The sequence below is a fragment of the Phenylobacterium sp. genome, assembly GCF_030697305.1.
In the GTDB taxonomy this organism is placed as follows: domain Bacteria; phylum Pseudomonadota; class Alphaproteobacteria; order Caulobacterales; family Caulobacteraceae; genus Phenylobacterium.
Genome location: NZ_JAUYQL010000010.1, coordinates 46,125 through 61,300 on the forward strand (window position 1 = coordinate 46,125; position 15,176 = coordinate 61,300).

Annotated in this window: 18 protein-coding genes; 10 read left to right on the forward strand and 8 right to left on the reverse strand. The window is 68.8% G+C overall.

The features are described from left to right. Window positions 1-28: 28 nt before the first annotated feature. Complete coding sequence (locus Q8R27_RS01135) at window positions 29-424, reverse strand: DUF983 domain-containing protein (RefSeq protein ID WP_305697277.1); 396 nt, start codon at window positions 422-424, stop codon at window positions 29-31. 121 nt (window positions 425-545) lie between these two features. On the opposite strand from Q8R27_RS01135, the gene Q8R27_RS01140 reads away from it, so the two are divergent. The 3 genes from Q8R27_RS01140 to Q8R27_RS01150 all read left to right on the forward strand — a co-directional run bounded on the left by Q8R27_RS01140 (window position 546) and on the right by Q8R27_RS01150 (window position 4,054). Further along, window positions 546-1,916 carry a PLP-dependent aminotransferase family protein gene (locus Q8R27_RS01140; protein WP_305697278.1) on the forward strand — a complete coding sequence of 457 codons (1,371 nt, stop codon included), beginning with the start codon at window positions 546-548 and terminating at the stop codon, window positions 1,914-1,916. A gap of 114 nt (window positions 1,917-2,030) precedes the next feature. Continuing rightward, a complete protein-coding gene (locus Q8R27_RS01145) occupies window positions 2,031-2,675 on the forward strand; it encodes a superoxide dismutase (RefSeq protein WP_305697279.1) in 645 nt (214 codons plus the stop codon). Between the two features lie 155 nt (window positions 2,676-2,830). Continuing rightward, window positions 2,831-4,054 (forward strand): MFS transporter, encoded by a 1,224-nt coding sequence (locus Q8R27_RS01150; RefSeq protein ID WP_305697280.1) that lies wholly within the window; start codon window positions 2,831-2,833, stop codon window positions 4,052-4,054. Between the two features lie 184 nt (window positions 4,055-4,238). On the opposite strand, the gene Q8R27_RS01155 is transcribed toward Q8R27_RS01150, so the two are convergent. After that, complete coding sequence (locus tag Q8R27_RS01155) at window positions 4,239-4,532, reverse strand: hypothetical protein (RefSeq protein ID WP_305697281.1); 294 nt, start codon at window positions 4,530-4,532, stop codon at window positions 4,239-4,241. 76 nt (window positions 4,533-4,608) lie between these two features. Between Q8R27_RS01155 and Q8R27_RS01160 the strand changes: the two genes are divergently transcribed. The 3 genes from Q8R27_RS01160 (at window position 4,609) to Q8R27_RS01170 (ending at window position 6,715) form a co-directional block, all read left to right on the forward strand. Next, on the forward strand, window positions 4,609-5,601 hold the full coding sequence (locus Q8R27_RS01160) for a YafY family protein (RefSeq protein WP_305697282.1): 993 nt from the start codon (window positions 4,609-4,611) through the stop codon (window positions 5,599-5,601). Between the two features lie 66 nt (window positions 5,602-5,667). After that, the gene (locus Q8R27_RS01165; RefSeq protein WP_305697283.1) at window positions 5,668-5,871 is read left to right on the forward strand and encodes a hypothetical protein; all 204 of its coding nucleotides are present in this window, start codon (window positions 5,668-5,670) and stop codon (window positions 5,869-5,871) included. Window positions 5,872-5,941: 70 nt separating this feature from the next. Then, the gene (locus Q8R27_RS01170; protein WP_305697284.1) at window positions 5,942-6,715 is read left to right on the forward strand and encodes an enoyl-CoA hydratase/isomerase family protein; all 774 of its coding nucleotides are present in this window, start codon (window positions 5,942-5,944) and stop codon (window positions 6,713-6,715) included. 6 nt (window positions 6,716-6,721) lie between these two features. Here Q8R27_RS01170 and urtE read toward each other — a convergent pair whose 3' ends face one another. The 6 genes from urtE to Q8R27_RS01200 all read right to left on the reverse strand — a co-directional run bounded on the left by urtE (window position 6,722) and on the right by Q8R27_RS01200 (window position 12,339). Then, the gene (gene urtE, locus Q8R27_RS01175) at window positions 6,722-7,438 is read right to left on the reverse strand and encodes an urea ABC transporter ATP-binding subunit UrtE (RefSeq protein WP_305697285.1); all 717 of its coding nucleotides are present in this window, start codon (window positions 7,436-7,438) and stop codon (window positions 6,722-6,724) included. Further along, window positions 7,435-8,196, reverse strand: coding sequence for an urea ABC transporter ATP-binding protein UrtD (gene urtD, locus Q8R27_RS01180; RefSeq protein WP_305597482.1), 762 nt, complete (start codon window positions 8,194-8,196; stop codon window positions 7,435-7,437). The genes urtE and urtD overlap by 4 nt, the downstream gene beginning before the upstream one ends. Beyond that, on the reverse strand, window positions 8,193-9,257 hold the full coding sequence (gene urtC / locus Q8R27_RS01185; RefSeq protein ID WP_305697286.1) for an urea ABC transporter permease subunit UrtC: 1,065 nt from the start codon (window positions 9,255-9,257) through the stop codon (window positions 8,193-8,195). The genes urtD and urtC overlap by 4 nt, the downstream gene beginning before the upstream one ends. A gap of 10 nt (window positions 9,258-9,267) precedes the next feature. Continuing rightward, window positions 9,268-10,158, reverse strand: coding sequence for an urea ABC transporter permease subunit UrtB (urtB, locus tag Q8R27_RS01190; protein ID WP_305597484.1), 891 nt, complete (start codon window positions 10,156-10,158; stop codon window positions 9,268-9,270). Window positions 10,159-10,194: 36 nt separating this feature from the next. After that, window positions 10,195-11,379, reverse strand: a complete 1,185-nt coding sequence (gene urtA / locus Q8R27_RS01195; protein WP_305697287.1) for an urea ABC transporter substrate-binding protein — start codon at window positions 11,377-11,379, stop codon at window positions 10,195-10,197. Window positions 11,380-11,634: 255 nt separating this feature from the next. Then, on the reverse strand, window positions 11,635-12,339 hold the full coding sequence (locus Q8R27_RS01200) for a TorF family putative porin (protein ID WP_305697288.1): 705 nt from the start codon (window positions 12,337-12,339) through the stop codon (window positions 11,635-11,637). Between the two features lie 264 nt (window positions 12,340-12,603). On the opposite strand from Q8R27_RS01200, the gene Q8R27_RS01205 reads away from it, so the two are divergent. The 4 genes from Q8R27_RS01205 to Q8R27_RS01220 all read left to right on the forward strand — a co-directional run. Then, the gene (locus Q8R27_RS01205; RefSeq protein WP_305697289.1) at window positions 12,604-13,485 is read left to right on the forward strand and encodes an urease accessory protein UreD; all 882 of its coding nucleotides are present in this window, start codon (window positions 12,604-12,606) and stop codon (window positions 13,483-13,485) included. Window positions 13,486-13,498: 13 nt separating this feature from the next. Next, window positions 13,499-13,801 (forward strand): urease subunit gamma, encoded by a 303-nt coding sequence (locus tag Q8R27_RS01210; protein WP_305697290.1) that lies wholly within the window; start codon window positions 13,499-13,501, stop codon window positions 13,799-13,801. Window positions 13,802-13,805: 4 nt separating this feature from the next. Beyond that, window positions 13,806-14,123: an urease subunit beta gene (locus Q8R27_RS01215; RefSeq protein WP_305697291.1), complete on the forward strand. Its 318-nt coding sequence runs from the start codon at window positions 13,806-13,808 to the stop codon at window positions 14,121-14,123. Window positions 14,124-14,127: 4 nt separating this feature from the next. Further along, on the forward strand, window positions 14,128-15,176 hold a 1,049-nt coding region (locus tag Q8R27_RS01220), incomplete at its 3' end, for an urease subunit alpha (RefSeq protein WP_305697292.1).

A 15,176-nucleotide genomic window follows, 5' to 3' on the forward strand; every position in this document is an offset into this window, starting at 1 on the left:
TCGCCTCCGGCCTCCTACGGCGTGAAGTCTACGCCGCCGCCGGCGCCCGTGTCGCCCACTGAACGCCGATGAAGCCGCCCTTGACCAGGGGCAGCAGCGTCAGGGTCACGGCGGTGATCAACGAGAAGGTCAGTGCGATCACCAGGCCGACGGGCCAAGTCCAGATGAAGCTGAAACAGAGTAGCGGCGCGACCACCAGGTGGCCGACCAGCAGGATGGTGAAATAGGCCGGACCGTCGTCGGCGCGGTACGAGGCGGTGTCGTGACCGCAAGCCTCGCAGGACGGCTCGACCTTGAGGTAGCCGCGAAACAGTTGGCCCTCGCCGCAGTTGGGGCAGCGGCGGGCGAGACCGCGCTTCAGGCCCAGGGCGGCGGAACGTGGTGCGCCGGTCATCTCGATCATCTCATCCACAATTGACTGCATGAACGTTTCTGTAGCGCACATACAAAGATCGATCAACGGCATTGTATGGGTTTATGTTGCGACATAACTCGTTCGTATGCATACAATCAGGCTGTTGTAGGGACCGACGATGAATGACGGCATGTCTACCGAAGCGGACTGGTCGCCGCGCCTGGCGCGCGCGGCGGGACCCCACTACCTAGCCATCGCCGACGCGATCGAAGAGGACATGCGCAGCGGGCGCTTATCGGTGGGGACCCGACTTCCTCCGCAGCGCAGCCTCGCCGCGCAGCTGGGCATCGACTTCACTACCGTCAGCCGCGGCTATGCGGAGGCCGCGCGCCGCGGCCTCGTCGAGGGCCGGGTCGGGCAGGGAACCTATGTGCGCGCCGCCGCGCCGCCGCCACGCGCGCCGGTGGACCTCAGCATGAACCTGCCGCCGCACTTCGACGATCCGGCGCTGACCGCGCGCCTGTGGGACGAGGTGGCGACCCTGCGCGAAGGCGGCCTCGACCTGCTGCTGCGCTATCAGGACCCGGCGGGCGCATTGCGCGACCGGGCCGCGGGCGCGGCGTGGCTGGCGGCGCGCCTGCCGAAGCTTGACCCGGAAACGCTGGTCGTCACGCCGGGCGCCCAGGGCGGGCTGCTGGCGGTGATGGCCGGCCTCGCGCAGCCGGGCGATGCGGTGTGCGCTGAAGCGCTGACCTTTCCCGGGTTCCGGGCGCTCGCCGCCCAGGCGGGGCTGCGGCTGGTTCCGGTCTTGATGGATGCTCAGGGCATGGACCCCGACGCTTTCGCGCGCGCCTGCCGCGAGCATGCGCCCAAGGCGCTCTACTGCACGCCGACCCTGCACAACCCGACGACCGCCACCCTGCCGCTGGAGCGACGCCAGGCGATCGTCGAGATCGCGCGGCGCCACGGCGTGACCATCGTCGAGGATGACGCCTATGCGGGCCTCGCGCCATCCGCTCCGCCGCCGATGACCGCATTGGCGCCGGAGACCGCCTATCACGTGGCGGGCCTGGCCAAGTCGGTCTCGCCGGCCCTGCGGATCGCCTATGTGGCGTCGCCCAGCGTCCGCGCAGCCGGCCGGGTGCGCGCCGCCGTCAGGGCTTCCGCGGCGATGGCCTCGCCGCTCACCGCCGCCATCGCCACCCGCTGGATCGAGACCGGCGCGGCGGCCGCCGTCACCGCGGCCCTGCGCGCTGAGGCCAAGGCTCGACACGCGATCGCCCTACGCCGGCTGCCCTCGGAGCTGGTGCAGTCCGCCCCCGACGCCTTCCATCTCTGGCTGACCCTGCCCGAGGGATGGACGCGGGGCGAATTCGTCGGCCGGCTGGGAGCGGCGGGCGTCGGCGTGGTGCCCAGCGACGCCTTCAGCCTCGGCGCGGCGCCGGAGGCGGTCCGGATCGGCCTGGGCGGGCCCGCCAGCCGCGCTGACGTCGAACGTGCCCTAGGCCTCGTCGCCGCCCTGCTGGAGGCGGCCCCCCAGGTCACCGCCTCCGTCGTCTGAGCGGGGCGCATGGTGCGCCGCGGCGGAACATCGGCGGGCACGGTCCGTTGAGAGTTGGCGGTGGTCGAGCGCCTAGCGCGCCCGTTTTCCGCCCTTCCCAACCGGAGTTCCAGCATGTTCGTTCTGCCTCCCCTGCCGTACGCCTATGACGCGCTCGCCCCCATCCTCGGGGAGCCGACGCTGCGCACCCACCATGACAAGCATCACGCCCGCTACGTCGAGGTCACCAACACCCTGCTGACCGAAGCCGGCGCCAAGCCGCGGAGCCTGGAGCAGGTGATCCGCGACGCCGCGGCCAAGGGCGAGCGCAAGCTGTTCAACAACGCGGCCCAGGCCTGGAACCATGCCTTCTTCTGGGAGTGCATGACGCCGACCTTCGTCGCGCCGTCAGGCGGGCTGGCGCAGGCCATCGAAAAGTCCTTCGGCGGCATGGACGGGCTGAAGGCCAAGTTCGTCGACGAGGGCTTCAACCACTTCGCCTCGGGCTGGGCCTGGCTGGTCGCGGAGAAGGGCGAACTGTCGGTGATCTCGACCCACGACGCCGACACCGCGTTGACCCGCGACGGCGTCACACCGATCCTGGTCTGTGACGTGTGGGAGAACGCCTATTACCTCGACTACAAGAACGACCGGAAGGCGTTCCTCGAGCAGTGGTGGGCCAAGCTGATCAACTGGCGATTCGCCGAGGCGCAGTTCGCGGCGGCCGACGGCCAGGGCGAGGCCTACCGCTATCCCGAAGCCGCCAAAGCTGCAGCCTGATACAGTTTAACTGATACGGCGGGCGCTTGCGCCCGCCGAGCCTCCGGCTGCACAATAGGGCCGGCGTCGCTGACGGGGACGCCGGAACTCCATTCCCACACGAAGGCGCGCCGCGTTTCGGTGCACGCCGTCGCGCCAGCCGGACAACGCCGCTCATGACCAGCGCGCCTGCGGACCCGCCGGCCCCGCCGCATTCGCAGTGGGCCGGCCCGGTGCTGCTGCTGATCGTGTTCCTGAGCCTGATCGGCTTCGGCGTAGTGATCCCGCTGCTGCCGTTCTACGTGATCGTCTTCGACGCCCCGCCCTGGCAGGTGACGCTGATGTTCGCGACCTTCTCGCTGGGCCAGTTCCTGGGCGAGTTGACCTGGGGCCCGCTGTCGGACCGCGTCGGCCGGCGGCCCGTGCTGCTGATCACCATCTTCGTCTCGGCGTTGGGATATCTGGGCCTGGCGTTCGCGCCGAACATCTGGCTGGCGGTCCTGGCGCGCGCCGTCGCCGGCTTCTTTAGCGGTAACATCTCGGTCATCCAGGGCTACATCGTCGATGTGACGCCCGAGGAGCGCCTGGCCGGGCGACTCGGCATGATCGGCGCAGCGTTCAGCGTGGGCTTCGTCGTCGGCCCTTCGCTGGGCGGCCTGCTGGCGAACCCGGACCTGGGGGCCGCGGGCCTGCGTCCTCCGCTGCTGGTGGCAGGCGTGCTCTGCGTGCTGGCCGGCATCTTCATCATGATGTTCGTGCCGGAAAGCCTGCGCGAAGGCGCGCACCGTCAGCGCAGTGTCGGGCCGGCGAGTGCGCTGAAGCACGCCCTTGGCGATCCGGTGCTGCGGCGTCTGGTGATGGCCACCTTCGTGCTGTTCGCCGCCTTCTCGGCCATGTGGTCGACCGTAGGGCTTTGGGGCCGCGACCGCTTCGACTGGGAGCCGCGCGACATCGGTGTGGTGATGGCGATGACCGGCGTGGGCGGCGCGCTGTGCCAGGGATTCCTCTCCGGCTATCTGGTGCGGCGGATCGGCGCGCGGGTGACGGTGGTGCTGGGGCTGGGCGCCTGTTCTGTCGTCATGGCGCTGCAGTCGGTGGCTGGCCCCGTCGCCCTGGCCGTCGCCTGCGTCGTCGCGGCGGTGATGTGCCATGCTGTGGCGATGCCGGCGCTGACCTCGCTGGTGTCGCACGCGGCGCCCCAGGAAGGACAAGGCGCGACGCTGGGAGCGATCAATGCGGCCGGCGCCTTCGCCAGGGTGATCGGCCCGGTCGCCGCCGGCGTGCTGTTCTCCACCATCGGATCGCACGCGCCGATCATGTTCGCCTCAGCCGGCATGTTGCCGGCGCTGTGGCTGATCTGGCGCGCGAAGACGAATTCGATGCCGGAGCCGCGCCTCTAGGCCAAATGCAGGACGCGACCAAGCAGCCATAGCGCCACCAGGCCCGCGAGGGCGGCCGGCGCCATCCACGGCCGCAGCCGGATCGCTTCACGGGGAGAATCGGCCGTCGGGGGTCGCATGCCTGCGAGGTCGACAGCCATGGGCGCGCGTCTGCGTCGCATCTGGGAAGCTCCTAACGTCGACCTTAAGCCGCGAGTCGGCGCGCGGAGTCGAGCACCTGAATAATCTGTCCTTCGCGCTCATTCCACAGAATGCTGACCGTGGCCGCCCGAGCGGCCGTCTCGCCGAGGCTGTCGCGCACTTCCGCCTCGTGCAGACGCGCGTCGCTGATGCGCATCAGCGTGCGTCCGCCACCCAAATCCTGCTGGACGTCGGAGTAGCGCAGTACGGCGTCGATCACCGCGCCGGACAGCGGGCGGAGGCGCACCGGCGGGCGGGCGGCGGGGGCCTTGGTGCGGCGGCGGGCGGGCTTGAACATGGGCTGGTTCCCGGTTGCGGTTGACCTAGCCCTCAGGTTTGATCGACCTCCACGACAGAATCGGACGCAAGCTCCCATGCGACATGAAAAGGCGACCCAGGTTCTGGAACTGGCGCGCCTGCTGTCCGGCACCGCCGAGGGCCTGACCCTCGACGAGATGGCCGAGCGGATGGGCGTCGGGCGGCGCACGGCGGAGCGCATGCGTGACGCTGTGCGAGAGCTGTTCCCGCAGCTCGAGGAGATCGAGGATCCGCCGACGCGCCGCTTCCGTATCGCCGCCGGCCTGGACGGCCTCTACCAGGCGCCCAGCGCCGACGAGCTGGTGGCGTTGCGCACTGCCGCCGACGCGCTTGCGGCCTCCGGCGCCCAGGCTCGCGCGGCCAGCCTACGGGTGCTCGAGCAGAAGATCCTGTCGGCGACCCGCGCGCCCGCGCGCCGCCGTCTGGCTCCGGATCTGGAGGCCCTGCTGCAGGCGGAGACTATCGCCGTACAGGCCGGCCCCCGCCCGTTCGAGGACGAACTGGCCCTGGCCGCGATCCGTGAGGCGGTGAAGTCGATGCGGATGATCGCCTTCCGCTACGAAGGGGGCTCGACGCCAGGGCGGACGCGCGAGGTGACGCCGCTGGGCCTGCTGTTCGGCCGCAGCAACTACCTGGTCGCCGCGGAGGCCGGCGAGGACGAGCCGCGCACCTGGCGGCTTGACCGGCTGCACGACATCGAGGTGCTGGAGCGTCCGGGCGCGCGACCCGCCGGCTTCTCGCTGCAGGACTTCGCCGACGAGAGCTTCGGCATCTATCATGACGCGGTCGAGGATGTGGTGCTGCACGTCCGCCCGCACGGGGCGGAGGATGCGCTGGGGTGGCGCTTCCACGCCAATCAGATGGTCGAACCGCTGGCGGACGGCTCGGTCCGCGTGTCGTTCCGCGCCAGCGGCATGCTGGAGCTGGCCTGGCACCTGTTCACCTGGGGCGACAAGCTGGAGATCCTGCAGCCTGAGACCCTGCGCGCGGTGATGGTCGAGCAACTGGAGCTGGCGCGCGGCGTCCACGAAAGGCCGGCCGTGATCTGACTACGACCGAACCTGTCGCACCCGCGCTTCACGGTCTGCCCAACGTTCAGACGAGGAGGGCAGACGATGTGGGCCGCAACTGTGGAAGTCGAAGCGCCGGCGCGATTGGGAATGGGCGCGGGAGAAACCGTCGTAGCGGCGTCCCGCTACGCCCTGGTGCTCGCCGTCTGGGCCGGCCTGGCGCTGGTGCGGCCTAAGCTGGCCTGGTCGATCTTCCGCGAGCGCCGTCCCGACTCGCCGTTGCGCAGGCGGACCCGCACGCACGGTTGAAACGGCCCGGCCCATCCCGCATGACTGGGGCCGGATGTTGGGACGGACCGAACGTCGAGAGGGTGCCCAGATGGACTACAGGATCGACGAACTCGCTGATGGAGCGGTGTTCACCCTCACGCGGCCGCAGAAGCTGAACGCCGGCACGCTGGAGATCTGGAACGGCCTTGAGGCGTGCATGAATGCGCTGGAGGCGCGCGGCGCGCGGCTGCTGATCCTCACCGGCGAGGGCGACAAGGCGTTCTGCGCCGGCACCGACCTTGCGGAATCGGCGGCGATGACCCGCGACGCCAGCTTCGCCAAGGGCGATCGGGTTCGCGCGCTACTGGTGCGCCTGTCCCGCTCGAAGCTGATCAGCGTTGCGGCGATCAACGGCCTGGCCTACGGCGGCGGGCTGGAGATCGCCATGGCTTGCACCTTCCGCATCGCTGCGCCGCACGTGCGGCTGTCGCTGCCAGAGGTGAAGCTGGGGGTGCTGCCGGCCTATGGCGGGACGCAGTTCCTGCCCGCCCTGGTGGGGCGCGCGCGAGCGCTGGACCTGATGCTCAGCGGCCGGCCGATCGGCGCCGAAGAGGGCTTGGCTTGGGGTCTGGTCAACAAGATCGCCGACGCCGCCACGCCGCTGGTCGACCAGGCGCTCGACTACGCGCGCACCATCACCCAGTTCAGCCCGGTGGCCATCGACGGCATCCGCCATTGTGTGGAGGCCTCCGGCTCGACGGTCGAGGAGGCGGGCCTGAAGCTGGAGAGCCAGGAAGTGCGCCGTGTCGGCGTCAGCGACGACGCCCGTGAAGGGGTCGCGGCTTTCCTGGAAAAGCGCAAGGCGGTGTTCAGCGGCCGCTGAACCGCATCAGACGTGGATCAGATGGGCGACGTCGGCGGGGGTCTCGTCGGCGGTCCGCCCCTCGCGCACCAGCCTCCCGCGCTGCATGACGAAGTAGTGCTCGGCGAAGGCCCAGGCGAAGTCCAGGTTCTGTTCGACGATCAGGATGGCCACGCCCAGCTCACGCCGGATGGTGGCGAGCGCCTGCTCGATCTGCTGAACGATGTTGGGCTGGATGCCCTCGGTGGGTTCGTCCAGCAGCAACAGTTGCGGGCGCCCGGCCAGGGCGCGGCCGATGGCCAACTGCTGCTGTTCGCCGCCGCTGAGCACGCCGGCCTTGCGCTGGGAGATGTCCTTCAACTTGGGGAACAGGTCGAAGATGTAGTCGGGGACGACCTTGTCCGGTTTGTCCTTGCGTCCGGCCAGCGCCGACAGGCCGACGCTCAGGTTCTCTTCGACGGTCAGATGCGGAAACACATGCCGGCCCTGCGGCACGAAGCCGATGCCGGCCCGCGCGCGCTCGTGCGCCGCGAGGCCCGTGAGATCCTCGCTGTTCAGGAAGATCTGGCCCTTGGTGAGCCGAAGCTGGCCGACGATGGCCTTCAGCAGGGTCGTCTTGCCGACGCCGTTGCGCCCCAGGATCGCGCCGGACGAACCGGCCTTCAGGTCCAGGGCCACGTTCCACAGCACCTGGCTCTTGCCATAGGCGGTGTCAATGGCGCGCAGGTTCAGCAGGTCGCTCATGTCTTGGGCCGTCCCAGGTAGATCGAGGCCACGTCGGGATCGCTGCGCACTTCGGCGAGCGAGCCTTCCTTGAACAGCGAGCCCTGATGGAGCACGGCCACGTGCCCGCCCAGTTGCTCGACGAAATCGATGTCGTGGTCGATGACCAGCACCGCGTGACGGCCCACCAGGCTGCGGACGATCTCGGCGGTGCGGGTGGATTCCGCCGCGCCCATGCCGGCGGTGGGCTCATCCAGCAACAGCAGCTCGGCGTCGGTGGCGACCACCATGCCGATCTCCAGCCACTGCTTTTCGCCGTGCGACAGTTCGCCGGCCAGGGTGTCGCGCCGCTCCTCAAGTCCGACCATGGCGATGACCTCCTCGGCCTTGTCGCGGGCGGCCTTCGGCGCCGCGAGCACCAGGCTGCGCCACCAGCGTCGGTCTTGCGTTGCGGCCACCACCAGGTTGTCGAACACGCTGAGGCCGACAAGCACGCCAGGCGTCTGGAACTTGCGGCAGATGCCGCGCCCGACGATGCGGTCCTCGGCCATCTTGGAGATGTCCTCACCGCGGAACAGCACCCGCCCTGCGGTCGGCCGCACGCGACCGATGACCGCGTCGCACATGGTCGACTTGCCGGCGCCGTTCGGACCGATGACCACGGTCATGCTGCCGGCGCGGATGGTCAGGTCGAGGCTGTTGAGCGCCTTGAACCCATCGAAGTCGACGGTGACATTCTCGATCCGCAGCAGCGGCGGGGCTTCGACGATCGGGATCATGACACCGCCTTCGCCGCGCGCCCGGACAGCGCGGGCAGTTTGAAGCCGCCTTCGGGGAACATGCCGGCCAGGCCCTTGGGCAGCACGGTGACCACGAGGATGAACATGCCGCCCAGCATGTAGAGCCAGAAGGCCGGCAGCTCGGTGGAGATCTTGTCCTTGGCGAAGTTGACCAGCAGCGCTCCGGCGACCGCGCCGATCAGGCTGGTGCGCCCGCCGACCGCGGCCCAGATGACCATCTCGATGGACGGCACCACGCCGATCAGCGCCGGCGAGATCACACCCGCATGCAGGGCGAACAGCGCGCCCGAAAGCCCGGCGAACATCGCCGCCACGCTGAAGGTGACGATCTTGTAGGGGGTCGGGTCATAGCCCAGGAACCGCACCCTGTTGGTGTTATCGCGCGTGGCCCGCAGGATCTTGCCGAAGCTCGAGTTGAGCAGCAGCGTGCCGCAGATCAGCGCGACCACCACGATGGCCAGCGTCGCCCAGTAGAGGCCGTGGCTGACCGTCTCGTCGTTCAGATTGAAGCCGAACAACGTCTTGTAGTTGGTCAGGCCGTTGAAGCCGCCGGTCATCGCCTGCTGGCTGATCAGCAGGGTGGCGAAGGCCAGCGCCAGCGCCTGGGTGATCAGCGCGAAATACACCCCGCCGATACGCCGGCGGAACACCAGCCAGCCGAAAGCCGCCGCGACCAGCGCCGGCACGATCAGGACGCCCAGGATCATCACCAGTGGATTGCGGAACACCTCCCACCACCAGGGCAGGGCCTTGACGCCGGACCAGACCATGAAGTCGGGCATGACCTCGCCGGTCTCGAGGCCGACGAGCTTCAGATGCATGGCCAGCACATAGCCGCCTAGCCCGAAGAACACGCCCTGGCCGAGGCTGAGGATGCCGCCCTGGCCCCAGATCAGCACCAGCCCCATGGCGGTCAGCGACAAGGCCAGAAAGCGGCCCGTCAGGCTGAGGTCATAGCTGGAGAGGTAGGCCGGCGCCGCGGCGGCCAGGAGCACCAGGAGGGCGGCGCCCACGGCCTTGATGAGCATGGAGGACGACATGGGGAACTCGCTAGTCGTCCAGTGCGCGGGAGCGCACCGCGACGACGCCTTGGGGGCGGAACTGCAGGAACAGGATGACGAACAGCAGGGTGATGACGGTGGAGAAGCTGACGTCGACGAAGATCTGGGCCAGGGCGGAAACCAGGCCGATCAGGATGGCCGCGATCGCCGTGCCGGCGATGCTGCCGAGGCCGCCCAGGATGACCACCAGGAAGGCGGTGACGATGTAGCTTTGCCCGACGGTAGGCGTCACCGGGCCCAGCAGGGCGAGGATCACGCCCGCCAGGCCCGCGACGCCCGAGCCCAGAGCGAAGACGAACATGTCGACGTGGCGCACATTGACGCCGATCGCCGCCGCCGTGGCGCGGTCTTGATTGGCGGCGCGCACCAGCAGCCCGATCCGGGTCTTGGTGAGCAGCAGTGCGAGCGCGCCGAGCGCCAGGCCTGCGACGAGCATGATGAACAGGCGGGTGACCGGCATGGACTGGCCGCCGATGTCGATGGCGCCGGCCATCCACGGCGGTGCGGTCACCGAAACGCCCGTGGCGCCGAACAGGTCGCGCGCCGCCTGCTGGGCGATGAGGCTGACGCCCCAGGTTGCGAGCAGGGTTTCAAGAGGTCGCTCCGCCAGGCGGCGGACGATGGTGGTCTCCAGCACGGCGCCCAGGACGCCGCCGACCACCAGGGCCGCCAGCATGGCGGCCGGAATTCCGAGGGGCCCGGGAACGACTTTGATCGTGAGGTAGGCGACATAGCCGCCGAACATCACGATCTCGCCGTGGGCCATGTTGATGACCCGCATCAGACCGAAGCTGAGGGCCAGGCCCAGCGCCGCCAGGATGTAGATGGAGCCGACACTCAGGCCGTTGAAGATCTGGCCGATGAGGAAGCCGATATCCATGATTACTGTCCGGAAGGCGCTGGGTTTAAGCGAGGACTAGCCGATGACGCAGGTCTTGCCGGGGAAGGCGACCGGATCATATGGATCCGGAGCGATCGGCGCGGTCGAGGTCCAAAGGATCTTGAACTGGCCGGCCGCGTCGGCTTCGCCGATGTAGCCGGTCTGCGTCAGGCTGTTGTTGGTCGCGAACTTGACCGGGCCGAGGGGCGAGGGGATCGGGTCCATGGCCACGGCCGCGGCGCGCACCTTCGCCGGGTCGAAGTCGCCGGCTTTCTCGACAGCCGCCTTCCAGGCGTAGACGTCCAGGTAGCCGTGGATCATCGGGTCGGTCATCACCGCGTCGGCCCCGAACTTCGCCTTGTAGGCGGCGATGAACTTGGCGTTTTCGGGATTTTCGAGGGTCTGGAAGTAGTTCCAGGCCGCATAGGAGCCCTTCACCAGCTCAGGCCCCATGGCCTTGGCTTCCTGTTCGCCGATCGAGAACGACATCACCGGGATCTTGTCCGGGCTCATGCCGGCGGCGGCCATCTGCTTGAAGAAGGCGACGTTGGAGTCACCGTTCAGGGTGTTGAAGATCAGGTCTGGCTTGGCGGCCTTGATCTTGGCGATGACGCCCGAGAACTCGGTGCCGCCCAGCGCCTGGTATTCTTCACCCGCCACCTTCAGGCCGTCGGCCGTGATGTGCTTGGCCAGGATCAGGTTGGCGGTACGCGGATAGACGTAATCGGAACCAACGAGGAAGAAGGTCTTGTAACCCTTGCTCTTGGCCCAGTCGTAGGCCGGCAGGGCCTGCTGGTTGGGCTGAGCGCCGGAGTACATGATGTTCGGCGAGCACTCGTTGCCCTCGAACTGCACCGGATACCAGAGCAGGTTCTTGGACTTCTCGAACACCGGCAGCATCGCCTTGCGGCTGGCCGAGGTCCAGCCGCCGAAGACGGTGGCGACCTTGTCGGACTCCACCAGCTTGGTGGCCTTCTGGGCGAAGATCGCCGGGTCGGAAGCGCCGTCCTCGACCACCGCCTCGATCTGCTTGCCGAGCACGCCGCCGGCCGCGTTGATCTCGTCGATGGCCAGCATCGAGGCGTTCTTAACCGTCACCTCGCTGATCGCCATCGTGCCGCTGAGCGACTGCAGTACGCCGACCTTGACGGCGTCGCCGCCGGCCGCGGTTGCGGTCTTCTCCTCGGCTTTGGAGCAGGCCGTCAGGGCCGTACCGGCCATGAGGAGGACTGCGATCGTCCTGTTTATTCTTTTGATCATCACCGTATCCCGTTGAGTTGGTTCGGCCTCGGGGCGCATCTCGATCGGGAAGCCCGGCCCCCGAGAGCCAATCTGCTGCGCTGCAACAAGCGCGGGTATGGGGTGTTTGACGTAGCCGGCGTCCGAACTGGCCGTAGGGCGACGAAAAGAGCCGGGCCGCGGTCCGACCTCCGAGTACGGACCGCGGCCACTTCCCTCACGACGCGTCTGCGGACATCAGAACGACGACGTCAGGGAAACCACGACCGTGGAGTCGGTAAGGTCTTTGCCGGTGGCGGCGATGGTCTGGGTGTCGGTGTCGATGTATTCGAGACCGAAGGTGACCGCCTTGTAGGTGTAGCCGACGCCGAGGCCCCAGTTCCATTTGCCGTCGAACGGGTCGCCGTCCTCGTAGCCGAGGGTTGCCTTCAGCGACAACGGGGTGTCGGGCACGGTATAGGAACCGCTGCCGTAGACATAGGTCGACTGGGTGCCGCCGTTGTACTCGTCGTGGACGACCCCCAGCGTTCCGCCCACCGGGCCGAGCGGGAAGCTCACCGACGCGGCGTACTGGTCGAAATCGATGTCCGCCGGCGAGTCGTCAGGGAAGACGATGCGCAGGTAGGTGGCCTTCCAGCTTAGGTCGCCGGTGGTCACCGCGACGCCGCCGTACAGGTCGGCCTCGAGAGCGCCCGCGCCGGCTTCCTTGTCCAGGCTCGAACCCCAGAGGCCGGCGAAGATGCTGACGTTGTCGCTGAGCGGCACGCTGGCTTCGATGCTGCCTTGCATGACCGCCGTCTTGTCGCTGAGCGACATGCCGCGCAGGCGGTAGTCGCTGTAGGCGCCGATGCTGGCGGACGTCTTGACCTCGGCATGCGCGAGGCCTGCGGACGCGACCAGCAGCACGGCCGGAGCCGCGCTGATCCATGTTCTGATTTTCATTATCCCCGTTCTCCTTGCTGTCGTCGCGGCGGGCGAACCTGGGCCGACAAGGGGAGGCGGGAACCAGGCCCGTCCGTCGCGACGTCCCGATGGTTGCGGGCACTCCGGGAGCGGCGGAATGGGGCGTTTGACGTAGCTGCACCATGCGCCAGGCGCGATCGGTGGCCCTGTTGGAGGCTGCGTTTTGGTCAATACGTCAAACGCCCCCTCGGATCGGGCGTCGGCTTGCTGCGAACTGCCGGCGTAAGGCGCAGGAGAATTCGAGTGACGGTGGATCGTGCGTCTGGGGCGCTGCGCCTGGTGAGCGACCGCAGCGGATCGGCGCCTTCGACATCGATGCGCGAGAGCGGCCTGCGCGGCGAGTTGCGACTGGGCTTCGCCACGCGTGCGGGCCGCACGTACCTCGCGCAATCCTACCAGGCCGGCTGTCTGCGGGCGCGTTCGCCTCGCGCCGCCGCCGGCGAGATGGCGAGCGTGGTGCTGATCAACACAGGCGGCGGGGTGGCCGGGGGCGACCGGCTGCATCAACACATCTCATGGGGGGCGGGCGCGCACGGCGTGGTGGCGGCCCAGGCGGCGGAGAAGGTCTATCGCAGCCTGGGCCCGAGCTCGGTGATCGATACGCGGCTCGAATTGGCAGGCCGCGCGCGCGCCGAGTGGCTGCCGCAGGAGACCATCCTGTTCGACCGTGCGCGGCTGGTGCGCCGCACCGAGGTGCGGATGACCGGCGACGCGAGCTTCCACGGCGTCGAGGCGGTGGTGCTGGGGCGCGCCGCCATGGGCGAGACGGTGCGCGAAGGCCTGCTGGCCGACAGTTGGCGGATCTGGCGCGACGGGCGGCTGATCTATGCCGACGCCCAGCGCCTGGAAGGCCCGATCGACCCCCTGATGATGCGGGCCAGCATCGGCGCCGGCGCGCGGGCCGTGGCGGTGCTGATCCATGTTTCGGCGCAGGCCGGCCGGTACCTGACAGCGTTGCGCGAGGTGTTCGCGAACGCCGCCGGTCGTGCCGCCGCCAGCGCCTGGAACGGCATGCTGGTGGCGCGCTTCCTGGCCCCAGACGGCCAGCGGCTGCGCGCCGATCTGACGGCCGCTCTTGCGGTGCTGCGCGACGGGCGGGCCGCGCCCAGGGTGTGGACGTGTTGACGAGGAGAGTGCGTTGAATCTCAGTCCCCGCGAAAAGGACAAGCTGCTGGTCGCCGTGGCGGCCATGGTCGCGCGCCGCCGGCTGGAACGCCGCGTGCGGCTCAACTATCCCGAGGCGATCGCACTGATCTCCGACTTCGTCATGGAGGGTGCGCGCGACGGGCGCAGCGTCGCCGACCTGATGGAGGCCGGCGCCCGCGTGCTCAGCCGCGAGCAGGTGATGGAAGGCGTGCCGGAGATGATCCTCGACATCCAGGTCGAGGCGACGTTCCCGGACGGCACCAAGCTCGTCAGCGTCCACGACCCGATCCGGTGAGCGCATGATCCCCGGAGAACTGTTCCCCGCCGTGGGCGAGATCGAGCTGAACGCCGGCCTCGACGCGGTCAGCGTGCAGGTGTCGAACAGCGGCGACCGGCCGGTGCAGGTCGGCAGCCACTATCATTTCGCCGAGGCCAACCCGTCGCTGATCTTCGATCGCACGCTCGCCTATGGCCGCCGGCTGGACATCCCCGCGGGCTCGGCCCTGCGCTTCGAACCTGGCCAGACGCGCGAGGCCTGGCTGGTGCCGTACCGCGGGGAGCGCCGTGTGGTCGGCTTCCGTGGCGAGGTCATGGGTCCCTTGGACGGAAAGGGCTGAGACCATGCCGTATCGCATCGGCCGCGCGGCCTACGCCGACATGTTCGGCCCGACCACCGGCGACCGCATGAGGTTGGCCGACACCGAGCTGATCATCGAGATCGAGCGCGACGCGACGATCTATGGCGAGGAGGTCAAGTTCGGCGGCGGCAAGGTGATCCGCGACGGCATGGGCCAGGGCCAGATGACCCGCGCGCAAGGCGCCGTCGACACGGTGATCACCAACGCGGTGATCATCGACTACTGGGGCATCGTGAAGGCCGACATCGGCATCAAGGGCGGGCGCATCCACGCCATCGGCAAAGCCGGCAATCCCGACGTCCAGCCCGGCGTCGACATCCCCATCGGCCCGGGGACCGAGATCATCGCCGGCGAGGGCAAGATCATCACTGCCGGAGGCGTCGACAGCCACATCCACTTCATCTGTCCGCAGCAGGTGGAAGAGGCGCTGTGCGGCGGTATCACCACCATGGTCGGCGGCGGCACGGGGCCGGCCACCGGCACCAACGCCACCACCTGCACGCCCGGACCCTGGCACATCGAGCAGATGCTGCTGGCCGCCGAGGGCCTGCCGGTGAACCTGGCCTTCGCGGGCAAGGGCAACGCCAGCCGCCCCGAGGCCCTGGTCGAACAGATCCGAGCCGGGGCCGCGGCGCTGAAGCTGCACGAGGACTGGGGATCGACCCTGGCCGCCATCGACTGCTGTCTGTCGGTGGGCGACGCCTACGACATCCAGGTGATGATCCACACCGACACCCTGAACGAGACCGGCTTTGTCGAGGACACCATCAAGGCGATCGCAGGGCGGACCATCCACGCCTATCACACCGAAGGCGCCGGCGGCGGGCATGCGCCGGACATCATCCGCGTCTGCGGCCTGCCCAACGTCATCCCCTCGTCGACCAACCCGACCCGGCCGTTCACGGTGAACACCCTGGACGAGCATCTCGACATGCTGATGGTCTGCCACCACCTGGACCCGGCGATCCCCGAGGATCTGGCCTTCGCCGAGAGCCGCATCCGCCGCGAGACCATCGCGGCCGAGGACATCCT